Below are 15,521 nucleotides of genomic sequence, written 5' to 3' on the forward strand. Positions count from 1 at the left end.
GACATGACGCGCATTCAGGCGAACCTCCTTCTATTGCTTGCAGCTGCCATCTGGGGCGGCGGCTTTGTCGCGCAGTCGACGGCAATGAAGGCAATCGGTCCGTTCTGGTTCATTGGCCTGCGCTTCGTGATTGCCGCAGTCGCGGTCCTGCCGTTCATGCTCTTCGAAGCCCGCAAGGCGCGGGTAAAGACCGCGCCGCGCCATCTCAAGCTCTATCTGCTGACGGGTCTTGCGCTATTCGGTGGCGCCGCCACCCAGCAGATCGGCCTGCAGACGACGACCGTGACGAATTCGAGCTTCATCACCGGCCTCTACGTTGTGATCGTCCCCCTGATCGCTGTCGTCTTCCTGCGCCGCTCCCCGCACTGGATCATCTGGCCCGGCGCGATCATGGCCGTTTCCGGCATCTACATGTTGTCCGGTGGCCAACTCTCGGCACTGACGACCGGTGATCTGCTCACGGTCGTCTGCGCGGTCTTCTGGGCCGGGCAGATCACCCTGGCCGGCATCACAGTGTCCGAAACCGGGCGCCCGCTTACCCTTTCGACCGCCCAGTTTGCGGTGACCGGGGCCTGCGCGCTCGTCGTTGCCATCGTCGCGGAACCGATCAGTTGGGCAGCGGTCTGGGCGGCAGCCCCCGAGATCCTCTACGTCGGGATATTCTCGTCCGGTGTCGCCTTCTCGCTGCAGGTCATCGGCCAGCGCTACACGACCTCGTCGCAGGCAGCGATCTTCCTGTCATCTGAAGCACTCTTCGGCGCCTCGCTCGGCGCTCTGCTGCTGGGCGAAACCATGCCGCCGCTCGGCTACGCCGGCTGCGCGCTAATGTTCACCGCCATGCTTCTGGTTGAGGTGGTGCCCGAAATTACGCGCCGTCGAGCTTCGGAGAGGTTGAAACCGAGCCCAAACTTGGGTTGAACGCCCGGAAAAGAAAAAAACTTTAGCCTTTGCGTAGTCGCGTTAGCGTTGCATTTTTGGCAAAATCTGCTCCCAAACTATATTGCCAACGATATAAAGCGTTGCTCGGCGGCGGCTAACGACCAAAATTTTGCTCTGGGCGTGCAAAAATGCCTCCTATAGGTGCCTTTCAGCACAGACGCGTTAAAAAACTTTTGCTTGCCAAAATTTAATAATCGCAGCACTCTCACCGTGTTCGGGCATTTTGCGAGCATGGGAAGTCCTTGAGAATGTGCGCGCCGGAGACGCTAAAATTCCGGTCAACCAATTCCGAGAAAGCGGGCGTCAGTCCCGTGGTGAGTTTGGTTGTGCTAGAGGGGACCTTTTTCTCACATTTCAATAATTGCCTGCTAACGTCTCCGTGAGGAGGCAATATCAGTGATGCTGCCCGTGTGGATGGCGGGCAGAGATAAAAGGACCTGACGCATGGCCGAGACTGGCACAGTAAAATTCTTCAACACCGACAAAGGTTTTGGCTTTATCAAGCCGGACAAGGGCGGCGCGGACATCTTTGTACACATTTCTGCCGTTCAGGCTTCTGGCTTGGCCGGACTGACGGAGAATCAGAAGGTTAGCTTCGACACGGAGCCGGACCGCCGCGGCAAGGGCCCCAAGGCTGTCAACCTGCAGATCGCAGGCTGAGCCTCTAGCCAACGCTGTCAATTCGAGTTGAAGCCCGGCAGCGATGCCGGGTTTTGTCATTCAGCCTGCATTCAGATCGCGGCCCTTACCTTGCCATCATCAAGGTGCAGAACCGGTATCGGTTAAAACAGGGAAATACAAATGAACAGGCTTGCGAAGACGCTCCTTATGACGGCAACCGCTGCTGCCCTCGCAGTATCATCGATCGGGGTCGCGTCGGCTGGTGACTGGCACCGTCACCACCATGGCGATGATGCGCTTGTCGGTGGCGCCGTCGGCCTTGCAACGGGTCTGATTGTGGGTTCAGCCATTGCAAGCGCGCCGCGTTATGATGAGCCGCGCTACATCGACCCGCCCTACGACCCGGAATACGAAGCCGTTCCGGTCTATCGCGCTCCCCCGCCCCGCTACTATCGTCCGGTTGCCGCCGACATCGAGCCCTGGACTCCGCAGTGGGAACGCTACTGCTCCTATCGCTACCGGTCGTTTGACCCGCGCAGCGGCACATTTATCGGCAACGATGGCCGGAGCCACTTCTGCAACGCCGGCTAATCGCTTGAACGCGCAATCAAACACGAAGCGCCGCCTCTCAGCGGCGCTTTTGTTTTGGGTGCTCAGATCCCTTGCAGGAAGGGATTGCTCCGTCGCTCGTCGCCGATCCGGCTGCCCGGCCCGTGTCCGCAAATGAAGCCGACGTCATCGCCCAGCGGCAAGACCTTGTCGCGGATCGAATCGAGCAGTTGCTGGTGATTGCCCCCGGGTAGATCCGTCCGACCGATCGAGCCGTTGAAAAGCACATCGCCCAGATGGGCAAAATTCTGTGCGCGATTGAAGTAGATGACATGGCCGGGCGCGTGGCCTGGTGTGTGGTACACCTCGAACTCGTGCGTGCCAAACGAGACCTTGTCGCCATCCTTCAGCCAACGATCCGGAACGACATTCTGCATGCCCGACGGGATGCCATACTTTTGCGCCTGGGTCTCGATCCGCTGCAGCAAGGGAAGATCGTCCTCGTGCGGACCGACGATATCGATGTTAAGGGCTTCCTTGAGCTCCCTAGCTCCACCTGCGTGGTCGAGATGGCCATGTGTCAGCCAGATTTCCTTGATGTCGAACCCGTTCGCCGTGATGGCCTCGAGGATCGCCGGGACATCACCGCCGGGATCGACAACGACGCCTTCCTTGGTCTCCGGGTCGAAGAGGATCGTGCAGTTCTGCTGAAATGGTGTCACCGGAATAATGCCAGCCTGGAGCATGCCCATGAGTGCCTCGCTTGTCTTTGTCCCGGGTTCCTATAGGCCGAAATCACACCGTGCGCAGCCCGCGATTTAGTGAACACAGTCTGGCTTCAGGGTTCGATCACCAGCCACGTTCGAATTTAACACGTCGATACAATCGTTTACCGGCGAAAGCGAAGGCGGCGGAACATCGTCTGCACCCCAAACGTTACTTGCCTGTATTAAGACAAGGAGAAACGAGATGACCTTGAAGCGAAATCTGTTCCTGGCTGGCGCGATCGTCGTGGGAAGCGCCGGTCTTGCCCAGGCGGACATGGTTGCCACGGCCATCAACGATCTGAACGTTCGCGCAGGCCCCGGTCCGCAATATCCCTCAATCGGAATTGCGACGCGCGGCTCGCAGGCAATGCTGGATGGTTGCATCCAGGGAAGCCGCTGGTGCCGTGTTGACGTCAACGGCGTGCGTGGCTGGGTCTATGCTCAGTATCTGCAGGTCGAACAGGGTGGCAGCACCGTCGTCGTCGAGCAGCACCAGTCCGATCTAGGCGTTCCCGTCGTGACCTATGAGACGACGGCAAGCGTCGCTCCTGAGCCGGCACCGGGCGACGAGTTGCTTGGACCGGTTGGCTCCGTCGACGCCGTTACCCCACCTGAAACCGTCACGACCTATGTCCAGACCAATCCGGCACAGACCGTGCGCCTCGGTGGCGATGTCGTCGTGGGTGCTTCCGTGCCGGCTGATGTGACGTTCCAGGAAATTCCGGACTATCAGTATCGGTATGTTCGAATCAACGATCGACCGGTCCTTGTGGACCCCGGCAGCCGCCGCATCGTTTACGTCTACAACTGATTGTAACGCACAACATGGAAAAGGCGCCCCGCGGGCGCCTTTTTTTGCGCAGACAGCGTGGAAAACTTTCACGCGTGGGTTGCTCTCCATTCCACTAAATATTCAATCATGATAAAATACTGAAATTCAGACGATATCCCCTGCTCCCGGTCGGAGGTCGGATCGCCTGTAGGGCTGGCTATCCTTTCGGATCGCGCAGCCGGCAGTGGCGTTTGAGGAAACGCGAAGGAGGGAAATCGTGGAAGCCTTATTGCCCATCATCACACAGGTAATAGCGGGTGCAGTCGGCGGCAATGTCGCAAGCGGCGCGTTGAAGCAGGTTGCAATCAATACCGTCGCCCGGACGATCGCCGGCGCGATCGGTGGCATCGGCGGTGGCATGCTGCTCAGCATGGTCGGCGGCGAAGCTGCAATGACCGGTTTGATTGCCGACGGTATCGGCGGCCTGATCGGCGGCGGCATCCTGTCGACGATCGTAGGAGCGGTAGCCGCCCGCGCACGATAGATAGCCCATCGAGAAGCGGCCGAGGCTCCCTGGGAACCCGGTCGCTGTCCTTTGCTGAAGGATAGTCGGCGGCAGCGGCCACGCGATCTATCTCTCTTACATAGTCGCTCATCAGTGTTTCGCTGATCGTCGCCGGCATAAACCGGTGTGGCCCGATTTCCGTCACAGCCCAGCCGTGTTCTCCCATGAACACCAGGTTTGCGGCGTGAAACCCATAGGTCGACACGCGGATCTTTGCGTTTTTCCACTGAACGAACGCACCGCAGCCGTTCGCTCTCCTCCGCTGCCCGTACGCCATTGTTGTTGATTGTTATCCCCGATACGTTTTATCCACTGACAAAGGGGAAAATTACGCATTGTGATGAAGTTTGCGAAGTGGGGCCAAATTTCCGGTGGAAACGGCATCCCCTTCCGGCTTCGCGACGCGTGGGGGAAGCAAGCAACGGCGCAAAGATACGTCAAATGCTGGCATATTTTTATCTGAGCTTCCCGCGAGGTGCGCAACAAGAAAGGAAATGCCAAATTGGCACGCCAGACGAGCCCAAAGGCGGGCAAGCCCGAACTGCTGAAAATGCCGATGGAAAACACAGAAACCATCGATTTTGAGATCATCGAGCTTCTGTTCTTCTCCTATCGTGACTTCGTTTCGGATCCTGACGCCATCCTGGCAGAGATCGGCTTCGGGCGCGCGCACCACCGTGTCGTTCACTTTGTTAACCGCAACCCGGGCATGACGGTTGCCGATCTGCTGGATACGTTGAAGATAACCAAGCAGAGTCTTGCAAGAGTGCTCAAACAACTCATTGATTCGGGGTATATTCGACAGATTGCGGGGCCTGAAGACAGGCGGCAGCGCAAGCTCTATCCTACCAAGATGGGGCGCGAGCTTGCTCTTGCTCTGGCGGAGCCGCAATCGCGCCGTATTGAGAGAGCATTCGACGGGGCTTCTCCGGAGGTACGGGAAGGCATAAAGGCCTTCCTCAGAGGTATGCGGAATAGACCAAACTCGAGAGCGGATTGAATGGCGACAAAGACAGTGATTTCGGACGACGCTGCGCACTTGCTTGTTGTGGATGACGACACGCGTATCCGCGCCCTGCTCAACCGCTATTTGACCGAGAACGGCTTCCGGGTGACCGTGGCCGCGGATGGCGCGGAAGCTCAACGCAAGCTTGCCGGCTTGGATTTCGACCTCATCATCATGGACGTCATGATGCCGGGTGAGTCCGGGATCGAAGTGACCAGGGGTCTGCGCACGATCAAGAACGTGCCAATCATCATGCTCACGGCGCTGGCGGAGTCAGGCAGCCGCATTGAGGGCCTCGAGGCAGGCGCCGACGATTATCTGGCCAAGCCCTTCGACCCACGCGAGCTCGTGCTGCGCGTCAACAACATCCTGCGCCGCAATGTCTCGAACGATGCGCCGAAAATCGAACAGGTGATGTTCGGACCATATACCTTCTCGCTCACACGCAAGGAGCTGAAGAAGGCGTCCGAAGTCGTCCGGCTGACGGATCGCGAGCAGGAAATCATGCTGCTGTTCGCCAAACGCGCCGGCGATACCATTCCGCGACACGAGCTTATCGGCAACGATGTTGATGTCGGTGAGCGCACCATCGATGTGCAGATCAATCGCCTGAGACGCAAGATCGAGGACGATCCCGCAAATCCGGTCTGGCTGCAGACGGTTCGTGGTATAGGATACCGATTGAGCATCGATTGACAGTCGCAACCCCAGGACCAGCGGCCAAATGGTGACATTCGACTCTCTTCGGCGCGACGACCGCTCGCCCGCCCGCGGCTGGCGGTGGATGCTGCGCAGATTTCGGCTCTATCTGCCGACGGGCCTGTACGTCCGCTCGCTGCTGATCATCATTATCCCCATGGTGCTCCTGCAGTCTGTTGTCGCCGCCGTATTCATGGAGCGCCACTGGCAGATGGTGACCCAACGCCTTTCAGCTGCCGTCACGCGCGACATAGCGGCCATCATCCAGATCATCGAGACTTATCCGCAAGATACGGACTTTAGCGAAGTCACCCGTATCGCACGCGATCAGATGAACTTGCAGATCTCGATCGAACCGGACGGCGATCTGCCATCGCCACGCACAAAGCCCTTCTTCTCCATCCTGGACGGTATCCTGAGCGACGAGATCAGCGATCAGATCAAGCGCCCCTTCTGGATCGACACGCTCGGCGACTCCAGCCTCGTCGAGATCCGCATCAAGCTGGAAGACAAGATCCTTCGCGTATTGGCACGGCGCAGCTCGACCTATGCCTCCAACACTCACATCTTCATTGTGTGGATGGTTGGCGCCTCGCTGGTCCTGATTGGCATATCGATCCTCTTCCTGCGCGGGCAGATCCGCCCGATCCTAGCGCTGGCCAACGCCGCCGAAAACTTCGGCAAGGGGCAGAAGGCCGACAACTTCCACCCGCGTGGCGCAGATGAGGTTCGTCGTGCGGGCCTTGCCTTCATTCTGATGCGCGAGCGCATCGAGCGACAGATCGAGCAACGCACGGCGATGCTGACCGGAGTGAGCCACGATCTGCGCACGATCCTGACCCGCTTCAAGCTGCAGCTGGCACTGGCCGGCGAAAATCCGGAGCTTCACGGCCTGAACGACGATGTCAACGATATGCAGTCGATGCTCGAGGCCTACATGGCGTTTGCCCGAAGCGAGGTCGAAGAGGACGTTGGCGACCTGAAGCTCAGCGAGCTCTTCGCACGAGTGGCGGCAGACTTCGAACTTCACGACGGCAAGAAGCTTACATACTCGATCGACGGAGACGACGAGATCTTGGTGCGCCCGAACGCCTTCACGCGCCTTGTGACCAACCTAGCCTCAAATGCCCGCCGCTACGCCAACACGCTCGACATCAACGCCAGGCACAGCGCCAAGTGGCTGACGATCACCTTTGACGATGACGGCCCGGGGATTCCAGAAAGGAACCGCGAGGACGTCTTCAAGCCGTTCTTCCGGCTCGACGAAGCCCGAAATCTCGATGCCTCGGGCACCGGCCTGGGCCTCGCAATCGCTCGCGACATCGCACGAAGCCACGGCGGCAACGTCACGCTTGGCGACAGCCCTCTGGGTGGCCTTCGGGCGACCGTCCGCCTGCCCGCGTGAGGAAAAGATGACGATGGACACGAGCTCAATGACATGGCTGAACCCGCCGCCTCGCTTCGAGATGCGCGGCGGGGATTTGCATGTCTGGTCGGGACCCAAGACCGATTTCTGGCAGGGGACATATTACGGCTTCCACCGCGACGACGGACATTTCCTGCACCGGTCGCGACAAGGCGACTTCACCGCCGAGGTTTCCTTCTCGGGACGCTACCAGGAACTCTACGATCAGGCTGGCCTCATGGTACGGGCTGATGCCACGCATTGGATGAAATGCGGGATCGAATATACCGATGGCGCCATGCATTTCAGCGTCGTCGTGACCAACGGCAATTCCGATTGGTCAGCCTTTCGGCTCGACCACACATTCGAGCGCATGGGCGTGCGGGTGACACGCAATGGCGATGCGCTGTTCATTCAATACAGAACGGACCGCATGGAAGATTGGCGCATGGCACGCCTTGCGTGGTTCGATCCGGCGTATGCAGAGGTTGCCGTCGGGCCGGTATTCTGCTCGCCGCAACGCGCCGGCTTCGAAGCCGTATTCCACGATTTCTCGCTGACCGATCCGCTGTCGCGCGAGATCCACTGATCACATCAGCTTCTTGCCGTTCGGTACGGGCTTGTCGGTTCCTGCAAGAACGATCGCTCCCGCCTCATCCTCGAAGCCCAAGGTCAGGACTTCCGAGCGGACCGGGCCGATCTGCCGTGGCGGAAAGTTCACCACGCCGAGAACCTGCCGACCGACAAGGCTCTCGGGCGTATAGTGAACCGTAATCTGGGCCGACGACTTCTTGAGACCGATCTCTGGCCCGAAGTCGATCAGCAGCTTGAAGGCCGGCTTTCGCGCCTCCGGAAACGGACTTGCCTCGACGATCGTACCGACACGAATGTCGACACGCTCGAAGTCGGCATAGGTGATTTCGTCAGCCATGCAGGTTGTCCTCAGCCGGCAAGCTCTTCGGCGCGCCTGCGCGCTGCCGCGAGGGCCTTGTCGAAAAGAGGCTGCATCGCGTCCTCGGCCATCAGGACCGAAAGCGCGGCGGCGGTCGTGCCGCCCGGCGATGTCACGTTCTGCCGCAGCCGCGAGGCGTCGTCGGGGGACTGGTGCAAAAGCTCACCAGCCCCCGCGACCGTTTCCCGTGCAAGACGCATGGCAAGGTCCGCCTGCAAGCCAAGTTTACGGCCTGCCTCTGCCATACACTCGACGAGATAAAACACATAAGCCGGTCCGCTTCCCGACAGCGCCGTAACGGCATCGATGTCGGCTTCGGTTGGAACCCATTCTACCGGACCGGATACACGCAAGAGAGAATGGACGTGCTCACGCTGCGCATCGGTGACGCGGGCATTGGCAAACGCACCCGTAACACCACGACCGACCATGGCCGGGGTGTTCGGCATAGCGCGCACCATCGCAGCCTCACCGAGATGCTTTTCAAGAAACAACAGCGTCTTTCCGGCGGCGACCGACACAACGACGGTTTCTGATCCCACCGTTCCCTTGACCGGAGGCAGCACGGCATCCATCACCTGTGGCTTGACCGCCAGAAAGAGAACGCCTGCCGTCAGCCCGGCAGGAGCCGAGGTAACGTGCGTTACGCCGGCATCGTTGATTGTTTTCATCATCTGCTCGGACGGACCGGGATCGATGACGACGATGGAAGAACCGGCCACTCCGCTCTTCAGCCAGCCAGAGAGCATTGCGCCCCCCATATTGCCGGCACCGATAAGAACGATAGGACCTGAAGATGCGGATGACATTTACGCCTCGCCGACGGTTTCGAAGAGAACCGCTTCCATGGCGCGGTTCGCCTCCATGCCCGACCAGATCACGAACTGGAACGCTTGATAGTACGCCTCACAGGTATCGAGCGCACTAGCGAGCAAAACCTCGACCTGTCGATTGGTCGGCTCCGCACCGCCGGCAAGCAGCAGCGACTGACGGAAGATGATGACATCTTCCTGGCGCCAAAGATCGAAGTGTCCCATCAGGACCTGGCCGTTGATCGCGGCCAAGAGCTTGGTGACCTCGTTAACGCGCTGTTCGGGAACCTTGACGTCGAAGGCGCAGCCAAGGTGCAGCGCCTCGAACTCTTCCATCCAGGAAAAGGAAACGTGGTAGTCGGCCCACTTCCCTTCAACCGTCATCGCAATTTCGTCGTCACCCGACCGCTCGAAAGACCAGTCGTTATTGGCGGCGACATACTCGATCATATCGACCGGGTTCGACTGACGCTCGACTTCCAATTCCATGAGGCTCATGCAGCACCTTCTTGACCGGAGTGAATGCGAACCAACTTCGTCAACGAGACACAAGGAGAACACACGCAACAGCCGGAACCACCAACCGTGATGACCGTTGAACCACTACCAGACTTAACGCAGTCAAACCTGCCTGGAGCTTACCAACCGCTTCGAATCATCATTTAAAATCAGTGTATAACGGGCTCGGCGACACGCCAGCCCCTGAAGGCCGTTTTAGGGAACGGCACTGTGGAAAGCTTTTCGGGTTTAGATTCAGAAGGAGGGTTTAAATGACTCTGCCCATTGATCTTTTTGGCAGTGTCCACAGGTGGATAACCGCACCTGGTTTTTAGGCCGCAGCCGCGGTCTGTCTCATAAAGGTCACACCACGGCCTGTCTCACAACGGGAATTACTTGCCCTTGGCCGCAAGCTTCTCTTCAAGGGCGGCGATCCGCGCAAGCAGCGCATCATTTTCATCGCGCGCCTTGATCGCCATTTCGCGTACGACCTCGAATTCCTCGCGCTTCACGATGTCGAGCGTATTGAGCCAGCGCTCCGCCTGCGCATTGAAGGCTGTCTCGATTTCCTTGCGCACACCCTGGGCAGCGCCGGCCGCATCCGTCATCAGCTTGGCGAACTCGTCCATGATGCGGTTTGCTCCAGTCGTCATGGCGATTTTCTCCCTTTGCTATAGACCAGTTAGGGCCACTTCGGCCCCTCAAGAATGAGGTAGGGCTTCGCCGCGGAGGATGCAAGCGGTTTGCTCTGGATAAGCCAGCCGGCGGCCTCCGATCGCCAACAATCGACTTGACCGCTCTTGATCGCAGCGCCATCTTCCGCCCACATCAAGCTTGGCGCGCCTTCAGAAAGTCGCAAAGGACGCCTTGAACTGAACCGCGTCAGACGCCCGATTCCATATTCCGGGCTTTGCGCCACCGAATGGGACAACCTTGCCGACAGCAGCCAATTTCATGGCGATCATGCCGTTCCCCGAGATCGACCCGATCGCCTTTTCGCTCGGCCCCCTCTCAATTCACTGGTACGGACTTGCCTATGTCGCCGGCATCATGCTCGGCTGGTACTATGCGCGTCAGATCGCCGGGAACAACAAGCTGTGGCCGGGCGACGTGTCCCCGATCACCAAGGTGCAACTGGACGATTTCATCATCTGGGTCGCGCTCGGCATCGTCCTCGGCGGCCGCATCGGCTACATCCTCTTCTACGACATGCCTGCTGTCATCGAGAGCCCGATCCGGGCGATACAGATATGGAATGGCGGCATGTCCTTCCACGGCGGCCTGACGGGCACCACCATCGCGATGATCGTCTTCGCGCGGCGCAACAGCATACCGATCTGGAGCCTGTTCGATATTGTCGCAGCAGTAGTCCCGATCGGCCTGTTCTGCGGCCGCGTCGCCAACTTCATCAATGGTGAGCTTTGGGGGCGCTTGACCGATGTGCCTTGGGGCATGGTTTTCTGTAACCAATATATCGAGCGGGCCGACGGTTACTGCCCCGGCGGCGACTTTGTTCGCCACCCCAGCCAGCTCTACGAGGCAGGTCTGGAGGGCATCGTGCTCCTCCTGGTTCTCGCCATGCTGATCTACGGCTTCCGCGCACTGAAGATCCCTGGCTTCGTCACCGGCGTTTTCGTCTGCGGCTACGCGCTTTCCCGCATTTTCGTCGAATTCTTCCGCGAACCGGATGCCCAGCTGGGCTACCTGCTGGGCACCAATTGGCTCACCATGGGCATGGTGCTTTCCACGCCGATGGTATTGCTGGGAATCTGGGCCATGCTTCGCGCTCGCCGTCAGGCTGCCCTGCAGCACTGATCGCAGCCGGACAGGAGGGGCATTCATGAGCACCGCGCTCGGTGAGAAGATCAAGGCTATCATTCAGGCGAACGGCCCGATCAGCGTCACGGACTTTTTTTCGCTGTGCCTCGCCGACCCCGAACATGGCTACTACAGGACCCGCGAGCCTTTTGGCCGCACAGGTGACTTCGTGACTGCACCCGAGGTAAGCCAGCTTTTTGGCGAGATGATCGGCGTCTTCATCGTCCATGCCTGGCAGCGACACGGGACGCCCAAAGGTGTCCGTCTCATCGAAATCGGTCCCGGTCGCGGCACGATGATGTCGGATATGCTGCGCGTCATTTCCCGTATCGCGCCGCCGCTTTTCGGAGACATGACCGTGCACCTCGTCGAGACAAGCGAACGGCTGCGCGACATCCAGCAGGAGACGCTGGCGTCCCACGGCGACAAGGTCAGCTGGCATCAGGGCTTCGATGAAGTCCCGCCGGGATTCTCGCTCGTCGCGGCAAATGAGTTGTTCGATGCGATTCCGATCCGTCAGTTCGTGCGGACGCCGGCGGGCTTCCGCGAGCGGATGGTGGGCGTCGACGCAGCAGGCGAACTGACATTCGGCGCCGGCGTGGCCGGGATCGATTCAAGCCTCCTCCCCTGGCCGGAAGAGGACGTACTTCCGGGAACAATCTTCGAAGTCTCGCCGGCGCGCCAGTCGGTGATGCTATCGATCTGCGATCGCCTGAAAGAACATGGCGGGACGCTTGTCGCCATTGACTATGGGCACGTTGTGAGTGGCTACGGCGACACGCTGCAGGCGGTGCGCATGCATGAGTATGATCCGCCTCTGGCGCATCCCGGTGAAGCGGACCTGACGAGCCACGTCGATTTCCAGGCATTGGCACAGACCGCCACTGCGGCCGGGGTCCACGTCAACGGCATGCTTCACCAGGGCGATTTTCTCGTCGGTCTCGGCATTCTCGATCGCGCTGCTGTGCTTGGCCGGGATCGAGCACCACATACGCAGCAAATCATCCAGACCGCAGTCGACCGACTGGCCGCCGAAGGTGAAGGGCGTATGGGCGAACTCTTCAAGGTGCTGGCGGTCTCGCACCCGACGGTGGATTTGATGCCCTTCCGTTCGGTGGATTGACAGCGCGAGCGCCGCTGGGCCAACATCCGCGGCAATCGACAAGGCATTGCCATCCAGTAAGGCGCACAAGCATTCAAGCAATTTTGGAAGTTCTAATGACGCAAGCAGCATCTCCGGCACCGATCCAAAGCGCGCTGCTGAAAGAGGCAACCGGCGACGCAATTCTCCATGGCTACTTCACCCGGCAAGGCGGCGTTTCGGACGGCATTTATCGCGGCCTGAATGTCGGCCTCGGCTCGCACGATGAGCGCGAGAAGGTTCAGGAGAATCGCCGCCGCGTGGCTAGCTGGTTTGAATTGCCTGTCGAGCGTCTCGCTACTGTGCACCAGGTACACTCTCCCGATGTGGTCGTCGTCGACAGGAACTATAACGGCTCCCGCCCCTCAGCGGATGCGTTGGTAACGGCAACTCCGGGCATAGCGCTCGGGGTGCTGGCTGCCGATTGTGGGCCAATCCTCTTCGCCGATTCGGAAAACGGTGTCATTGGCGCCGCTCATGCAGGTTGGAAGGGTGCCCTCACAGGTGTTTTGGAAAACACGATCGACACGATGGTCCAGCTTGGCGCGAAGCGCGAAGCCATCGTTGCCTGCCTCGGCCCATCGATCAGCCAGGCGAGCTACGAGGTTGGGCCGGAATTTGTGGAACGCTTTGTCGCTCAGGATCCATCTTACGAGCGCTATTTCGTGCCATCAGGAAAGCCTGAACACGCGATGTTCGACCTCCCTGCCCTGACGATCGACCGGCTGCGCGCCGCCGGCATCCGCGCAGAAAGCCTTGGGCTCTGCACCTATCCCGATGCCGAGCGCTTCTTCTCGTACCGCCGGACCACACATAACAAAGAGCCGGACTACGGTCGGCAGATTTCTGCAATCGCAATCAGGGAGATTTGAGCGGTATGGCCTTGCACTTCGACCGACCCGAATTCGCCGTCCGCCTCGCGCGTCTGACAGACAAGATGCGCGAAGAGAAGCTGGATGCCCTGCTGCTGTTTGCCCAGGAAAGCATGTACTGGCTGACCGGCTACGACACCTTCGGCTACTGCTTCTTCCAAACGCTTGTCGTCAAGGCCGACGGGACGATGGCGCTGATCACACGCTCTGCCGACCTGCGTCAGGCGAAACACACCTCCATTCTGGAAAACGTGCAAGTCTGGGTCGACCGCGTAAATGCCGATCCGACCGTCGACCTTCGGAACCTGCTGGTCGAGATGGATCTGCTCGGAGCCAGGATCGGCGTCGAATACGACACCCATGGCATGACGGGCCGCGTAGCCCGGATGCTCGACGCGCAGTTGACGTCCTTCGGCCAGATCGTCGACGCGTCCTATCTCGTCAGCCGCCTGAGACTGATCAAGAGCCCAGCCGAAGTCGCCTATGTTGAACGCGCTGCTGTATTGGCCGACGATGCCTTTGATGCGGCACTCGCGCTGACCAATCCCGGCGCAGACGAAGCGGATATTCTGGCCGCGATGCAGGGCGCCGTTTTTGCCGGTGGTGGCGACTATTCCGCGAACGAATTCATCATCGGCTCTGCCGAGGACGCCCTGCTTTGCCGCTACAAGGCCGGCCGCCGCAAGCTCGATACCAACGACCAGTTGACGCTCGAATGGGCAGGCGCCTACGCGCACTACCATGCGGGAATGATGCGTACCGTCGTCATCGGCGAACCGAGCTATCGCCATCGCGAACTCTACAACGCCTGCTTCGAAACCATCCAGGCAATCGAAACGGTATTGAGGCCGGGCCACAGCTTCGGCGACGTCTTCGATATGCATGCGAAAATCATGGACGAGCGCGGCCTGTCGCGCCATCGCCTCAATGCCTGCGGCTACTCGCTGGGCGCCCGTTTCTCGCCATCCTGGATGGAGCATCAGATGTTCCATGTCGGTAATCCGCAAGCAATCGAACCGAACATGTCGCTCTTCGTGCACATGATCATCATGGATTCCGACACGGGAACTGCGATGACCCTCGGGCAGACTTATCTCACGACGGACAACACACCCCGCGCGCTTTCCCGCCACTCTCTGGATTTCATCAACGTCTGAGACAAGAATCCGGAATTGACACAGACCCGCACCGGCCTTCATAAAGTGCATGGGGCCGGCACTGGGAAGGATGTAACGAGGGATGACGCGAGTCGCGACTGCGCCAGTGCTCCTTGCCTGCTTTGCCCTAACCGCCTGCAACACCACCGACGCCTTGGTCCCGCTGGTCGACATCGGCGATTCCTCACCAAACATGCGCTCATCGCCGGTAACGCAGGGCGACGTGGAACGCATGGCAGGAACCCAGCCCCGCCAGCAGGCCTTTGCCGCTCAGCAGCGGTCGAACGGATATCATCCCGCCTACAGCCAGGCGAGCTATCGTCAAGGTTCAGGCGCACCGCCTACCACGATGGAAGCCCAGGCGATGGCCTTGGAAAGCGATATGCGCTCGCCGGCAGCCTCCGTGCCAATCAAGGCGCAGACCCTGCCGGAGCCAATATCCAACGCCCAGGCCGAGGAAGAAGACATGGTGGAAGCGCCCGCTCGCGAACCGCCTAGACAGCAAACCCAGACTGCCATGCTGAATACGAGTTCGTCCTCGGCAGGTGGGACGACCGTCCGCTTCCTTCCTATCATCGGGGCACCGGTTCGGGCGGTTACACCGCTTTCGCGCCAACTCGGAGCGGAGGCCCGCTCGCACGGCCTTTCCATCAAGAGCTCGAACGACAGCTCAAGCGCCTACATTCTGAAGGGATACCTCTCCGCCTTTTCCGACAGCGGCAAGGTCACCGTGGTCTATGTCTGGGATATTCTCGATGGCAGCGGCGCGCGCCTGCACCGCATCCAGGGACAGGAAAGCGTACCCTCGGAGGCGCTGGATCCCTGGGCCGGCGTTCCCGCCTCGGTTATGCAGCAAATCGCCTCGAAAACCATCACCGACTTCTCAACGTGGCGCGATGCTCGCGGCGGTTAAGCCACAAGGTTTTTAGAAATATGAGCGCAGATGAC

Annotated in this window: 19 protein-coding genes; 14 read left to right on the forward strand and 5 right to left on the reverse strand. The window is 59.7% G+C overall.

All coding sequences use genetic code 11. The features are described from left to right. Positions 1-3: 3 nt before the first annotated feature. The 3 genes from C934_RS0113490 (at position 4) to C934_RS0113500 (ending at position 2,151) form a co-directional block, all read left to right on the forward strand. On the forward strand, positions 4-918 hold the full coding sequence (locus C934_RS0113490) for a DMT family transporter (RefSeq protein WP_018857210.1): 915 nt from the start codon (positions 4-6) through the stop codon (positions 916-918). Between the two features lie 465 nt (positions 919-1,383). Then, entirely contained in the window at positions 1,384-1,599 is a 216-nt protein-coding gene (locus tag C934_RS0113495) for a cold-shock protein (protein ID WP_007534130.1), read from the forward strand. Positions 1,600-1,740: 141 nt separating this feature from the next. Further along, positions 1,741-2,151, forward strand: a complete 411-nt coding sequence (locus C934_RS0113500) for a BA14K family protein (protein ID WP_018857211.1) — start codon at positions 1,741-1,743, stop codon at positions 2,149-2,151. A gap of 62 nt (positions 2,152-2,213) precedes the next feature. Here the strand turns inward: C934_RS0113500 and C934_RS0113505 are convergent, their stop codons facing one another. After that, complete coding sequence (locus C934_RS0113505) at positions 2,214-2,861, reverse strand: MBL fold metallo-hydrolase (protein WP_018857212.1); 648 nt, start codon at positions 2,859-2,861, stop codon at positions 2,214-2,216. 217 nt (positions 2,862-3,078) lie between these two features. On the opposite strand from C934_RS0113505, the gene C934_RS0113510 reads away from it, so the two are divergent. The 6 genes from C934_RS0113510 (at position 3,079) to C934_RS0113540 (ending at position 7,912) form a co-directional block, all read left to right on the forward strand. After that, on the forward strand, positions 3,079-3,687 hold the full coding sequence (locus C934_RS0113510; protein WP_018857213.1) for a DUF1236 domain-containing protein: 609 nt from the start codon (positions 3,079-3,081) through the stop codon (positions 3,685-3,687). Between the two features lie 238 nt (positions 3,688-3,925). After that, positions 3,926-4,192: a hypothetical protein gene (locus tag C934_RS0113515; RefSeq protein ID WP_018857214.1), complete on the forward strand. Its 267-nt coding sequence runs from the start codon at positions 3,926-3,928 to the stop codon at positions 4,190-4,192. Positions 4,193-4,715: 523 nt separating this feature from the next. Then, on the forward strand, positions 4,716-5,213 hold the full coding sequence (locus C934_RS0113525; protein WP_018857215.1) for a MarR family winged helix-turn-helix transcriptional regulator: 498 nt from the start codon (positions 4,716-4,718) through the stop codon (positions 5,211-5,213). Continuing rightward, entirely contained in the window at positions 5,214-5,915 is a 702-nt protein-coding gene (locus C934_RS0113530) for a response regulator (RefSeq protein ID WP_018857216.1), read from the forward strand. It begins immediately after the preceding gene. Positions 5,916-5,943: 28 nt separating this feature from the next. Then, positions 5,944-7,323: an ATP-binding protein gene (locus C934_RS0113535; RefSeq protein ID WP_018857217.1), complete on the forward strand. Its 1,380-nt coding sequence runs from the start codon at positions 5,944-5,946 to the stop codon at positions 7,321-7,323. A gap of 7 nt (positions 7,324-7,330) precedes the next feature. Further along, positions 7,331-7,912 carry a DUF1349 domain-containing protein gene (locus tag C934_RS0113540; protein ID WP_026371795.1) on the forward strand — a complete coding sequence of 194 codons (582 nt, stop codon included), beginning with the start codon at positions 7,331-7,333 and terminating at the stop codon, positions 7,910-7,912. Here C934_RS0113540 and C934_RS0113545 read toward each other — a convergent pair whose 3' ends face one another. The 4 genes from C934_RS0113545 to C934_RS0113560 all read right to left on the reverse strand — a co-directional run bounded on the left by C934_RS0113545 (position 7,913) and on the right by C934_RS0113560 (position 10,238). Beyond that, a complete protein-coding gene (locus C934_RS0113545; protein WP_018857219.1) occupies positions 7,913-8,254 on the reverse strand; it encodes a tRNA-binding protein in 342 nt (113 codons plus the stop codon). A gap of 11 nt (positions 8,255-8,265) precedes the next feature. Then, positions 8,266-9,084: a pyrroline-5-carboxylate reductase gene (proC, locus tag C934_RS0113550; RefSeq protein ID WP_018857220.1), complete on the reverse strand. Its 819-nt coding sequence runs from the start codon at positions 9,082-9,084 to the stop codon at positions 8,266-8,268. Then, complete coding sequence (locus C934_RS0113555) at positions 9,085-9,585, reverse strand: YbjN domain-containing protein (protein WP_018857221.1); 501 nt, start codon at positions 9,583-9,585, stop codon at positions 9,085-9,087. Positions 9,586-9,977: 392 nt separating this feature from the next. Then, on the reverse strand, positions 9,978-10,238 hold the full coding sequence (locus C934_RS0113560; RefSeq protein ID WP_007534115.1) for an accessory factor UbiK family protein: 261 nt from the start codon (positions 10,236-10,238) through the stop codon (positions 9,978-9,980). Positions 10,239-10,518: 280 nt separating this feature from the next. On the opposite strand from C934_RS0113560, the gene lgt reads away from it, so the two are divergent. The 5 genes from lgt to C934_RS0113595 all read left to right on the forward strand — a co-directional run bounded on the left by lgt (position 10,519) and on the right by C934_RS0113595 (position 15,486). Then, complete coding sequence (gene lgt, locus C934_RS0113575) at positions 10,519-11,400, forward strand: prolipoprotein diacylglyceryl transferase (RefSeq protein WP_026371796.1); 882 nt, start codon at positions 10,519-10,521, stop codon at positions 11,398-11,400. A gap of 25 nt (positions 11,401-11,425) precedes the next feature. Then, positions 11,426-12,526 carry a class I SAM-dependent methyltransferase gene (locus tag C934_RS0113580; RefSeq protein WP_018857224.1) on the forward strand — a complete coding sequence of 367 codons (1,101 nt, stop codon included), beginning with the start codon at positions 11,426-11,428 and terminating at the stop codon, positions 12,524-12,526. A 95-nt stretch (positions 12,527-12,621) separates the two neighbouring features. Beyond that, positions 12,622-13,416 (forward strand): peptidoglycan editing factor PgeF, encoded by a 795-nt coding sequence (gene pgeF / locus C934_RS0113585; RefSeq protein ID WP_018857225.1) that lies wholly within the window; start codon positions 12,622-12,624, stop codon positions 13,414-13,416. Positions 13,417-13,421: 5 nt separating this feature from the next. Continuing rightward, positions 13,422-14,573 carry a M24 family metallopeptidase gene (locus C934_RS0113590; protein WP_018857226.1) on the forward strand — a complete coding sequence of 384 codons (1,152 nt, stop codon included), beginning with the start codon at positions 13,422-13,424 and terminating at the stop codon, positions 14,571-14,573. An 82-nt stretch (positions 14,574-14,655) separates the two neighbouring features. Next, the gene (locus tag C934_RS0113595) at positions 14,656-15,486 is read left to right on the forward strand and encodes a hypothetical protein (protein WP_018857227.1); all 831 of its coding nucleotides are present in this window, start codon (positions 14,656-14,658) and stop codon (positions 15,484-15,486) included. Positions 15,487-15,521 lie beyond the last annotated feature (35 nt).

Source organism: Rhizobium sp. 42MFCr.1 (genome assembly GCF_000377185.1).
Classification (GTDB): Bacteria; Pseudomonadota; Alphaproteobacteria; order Rhizobiales; family Rhizobiaceae; genus Rhizobium; species Rhizobium altiplani.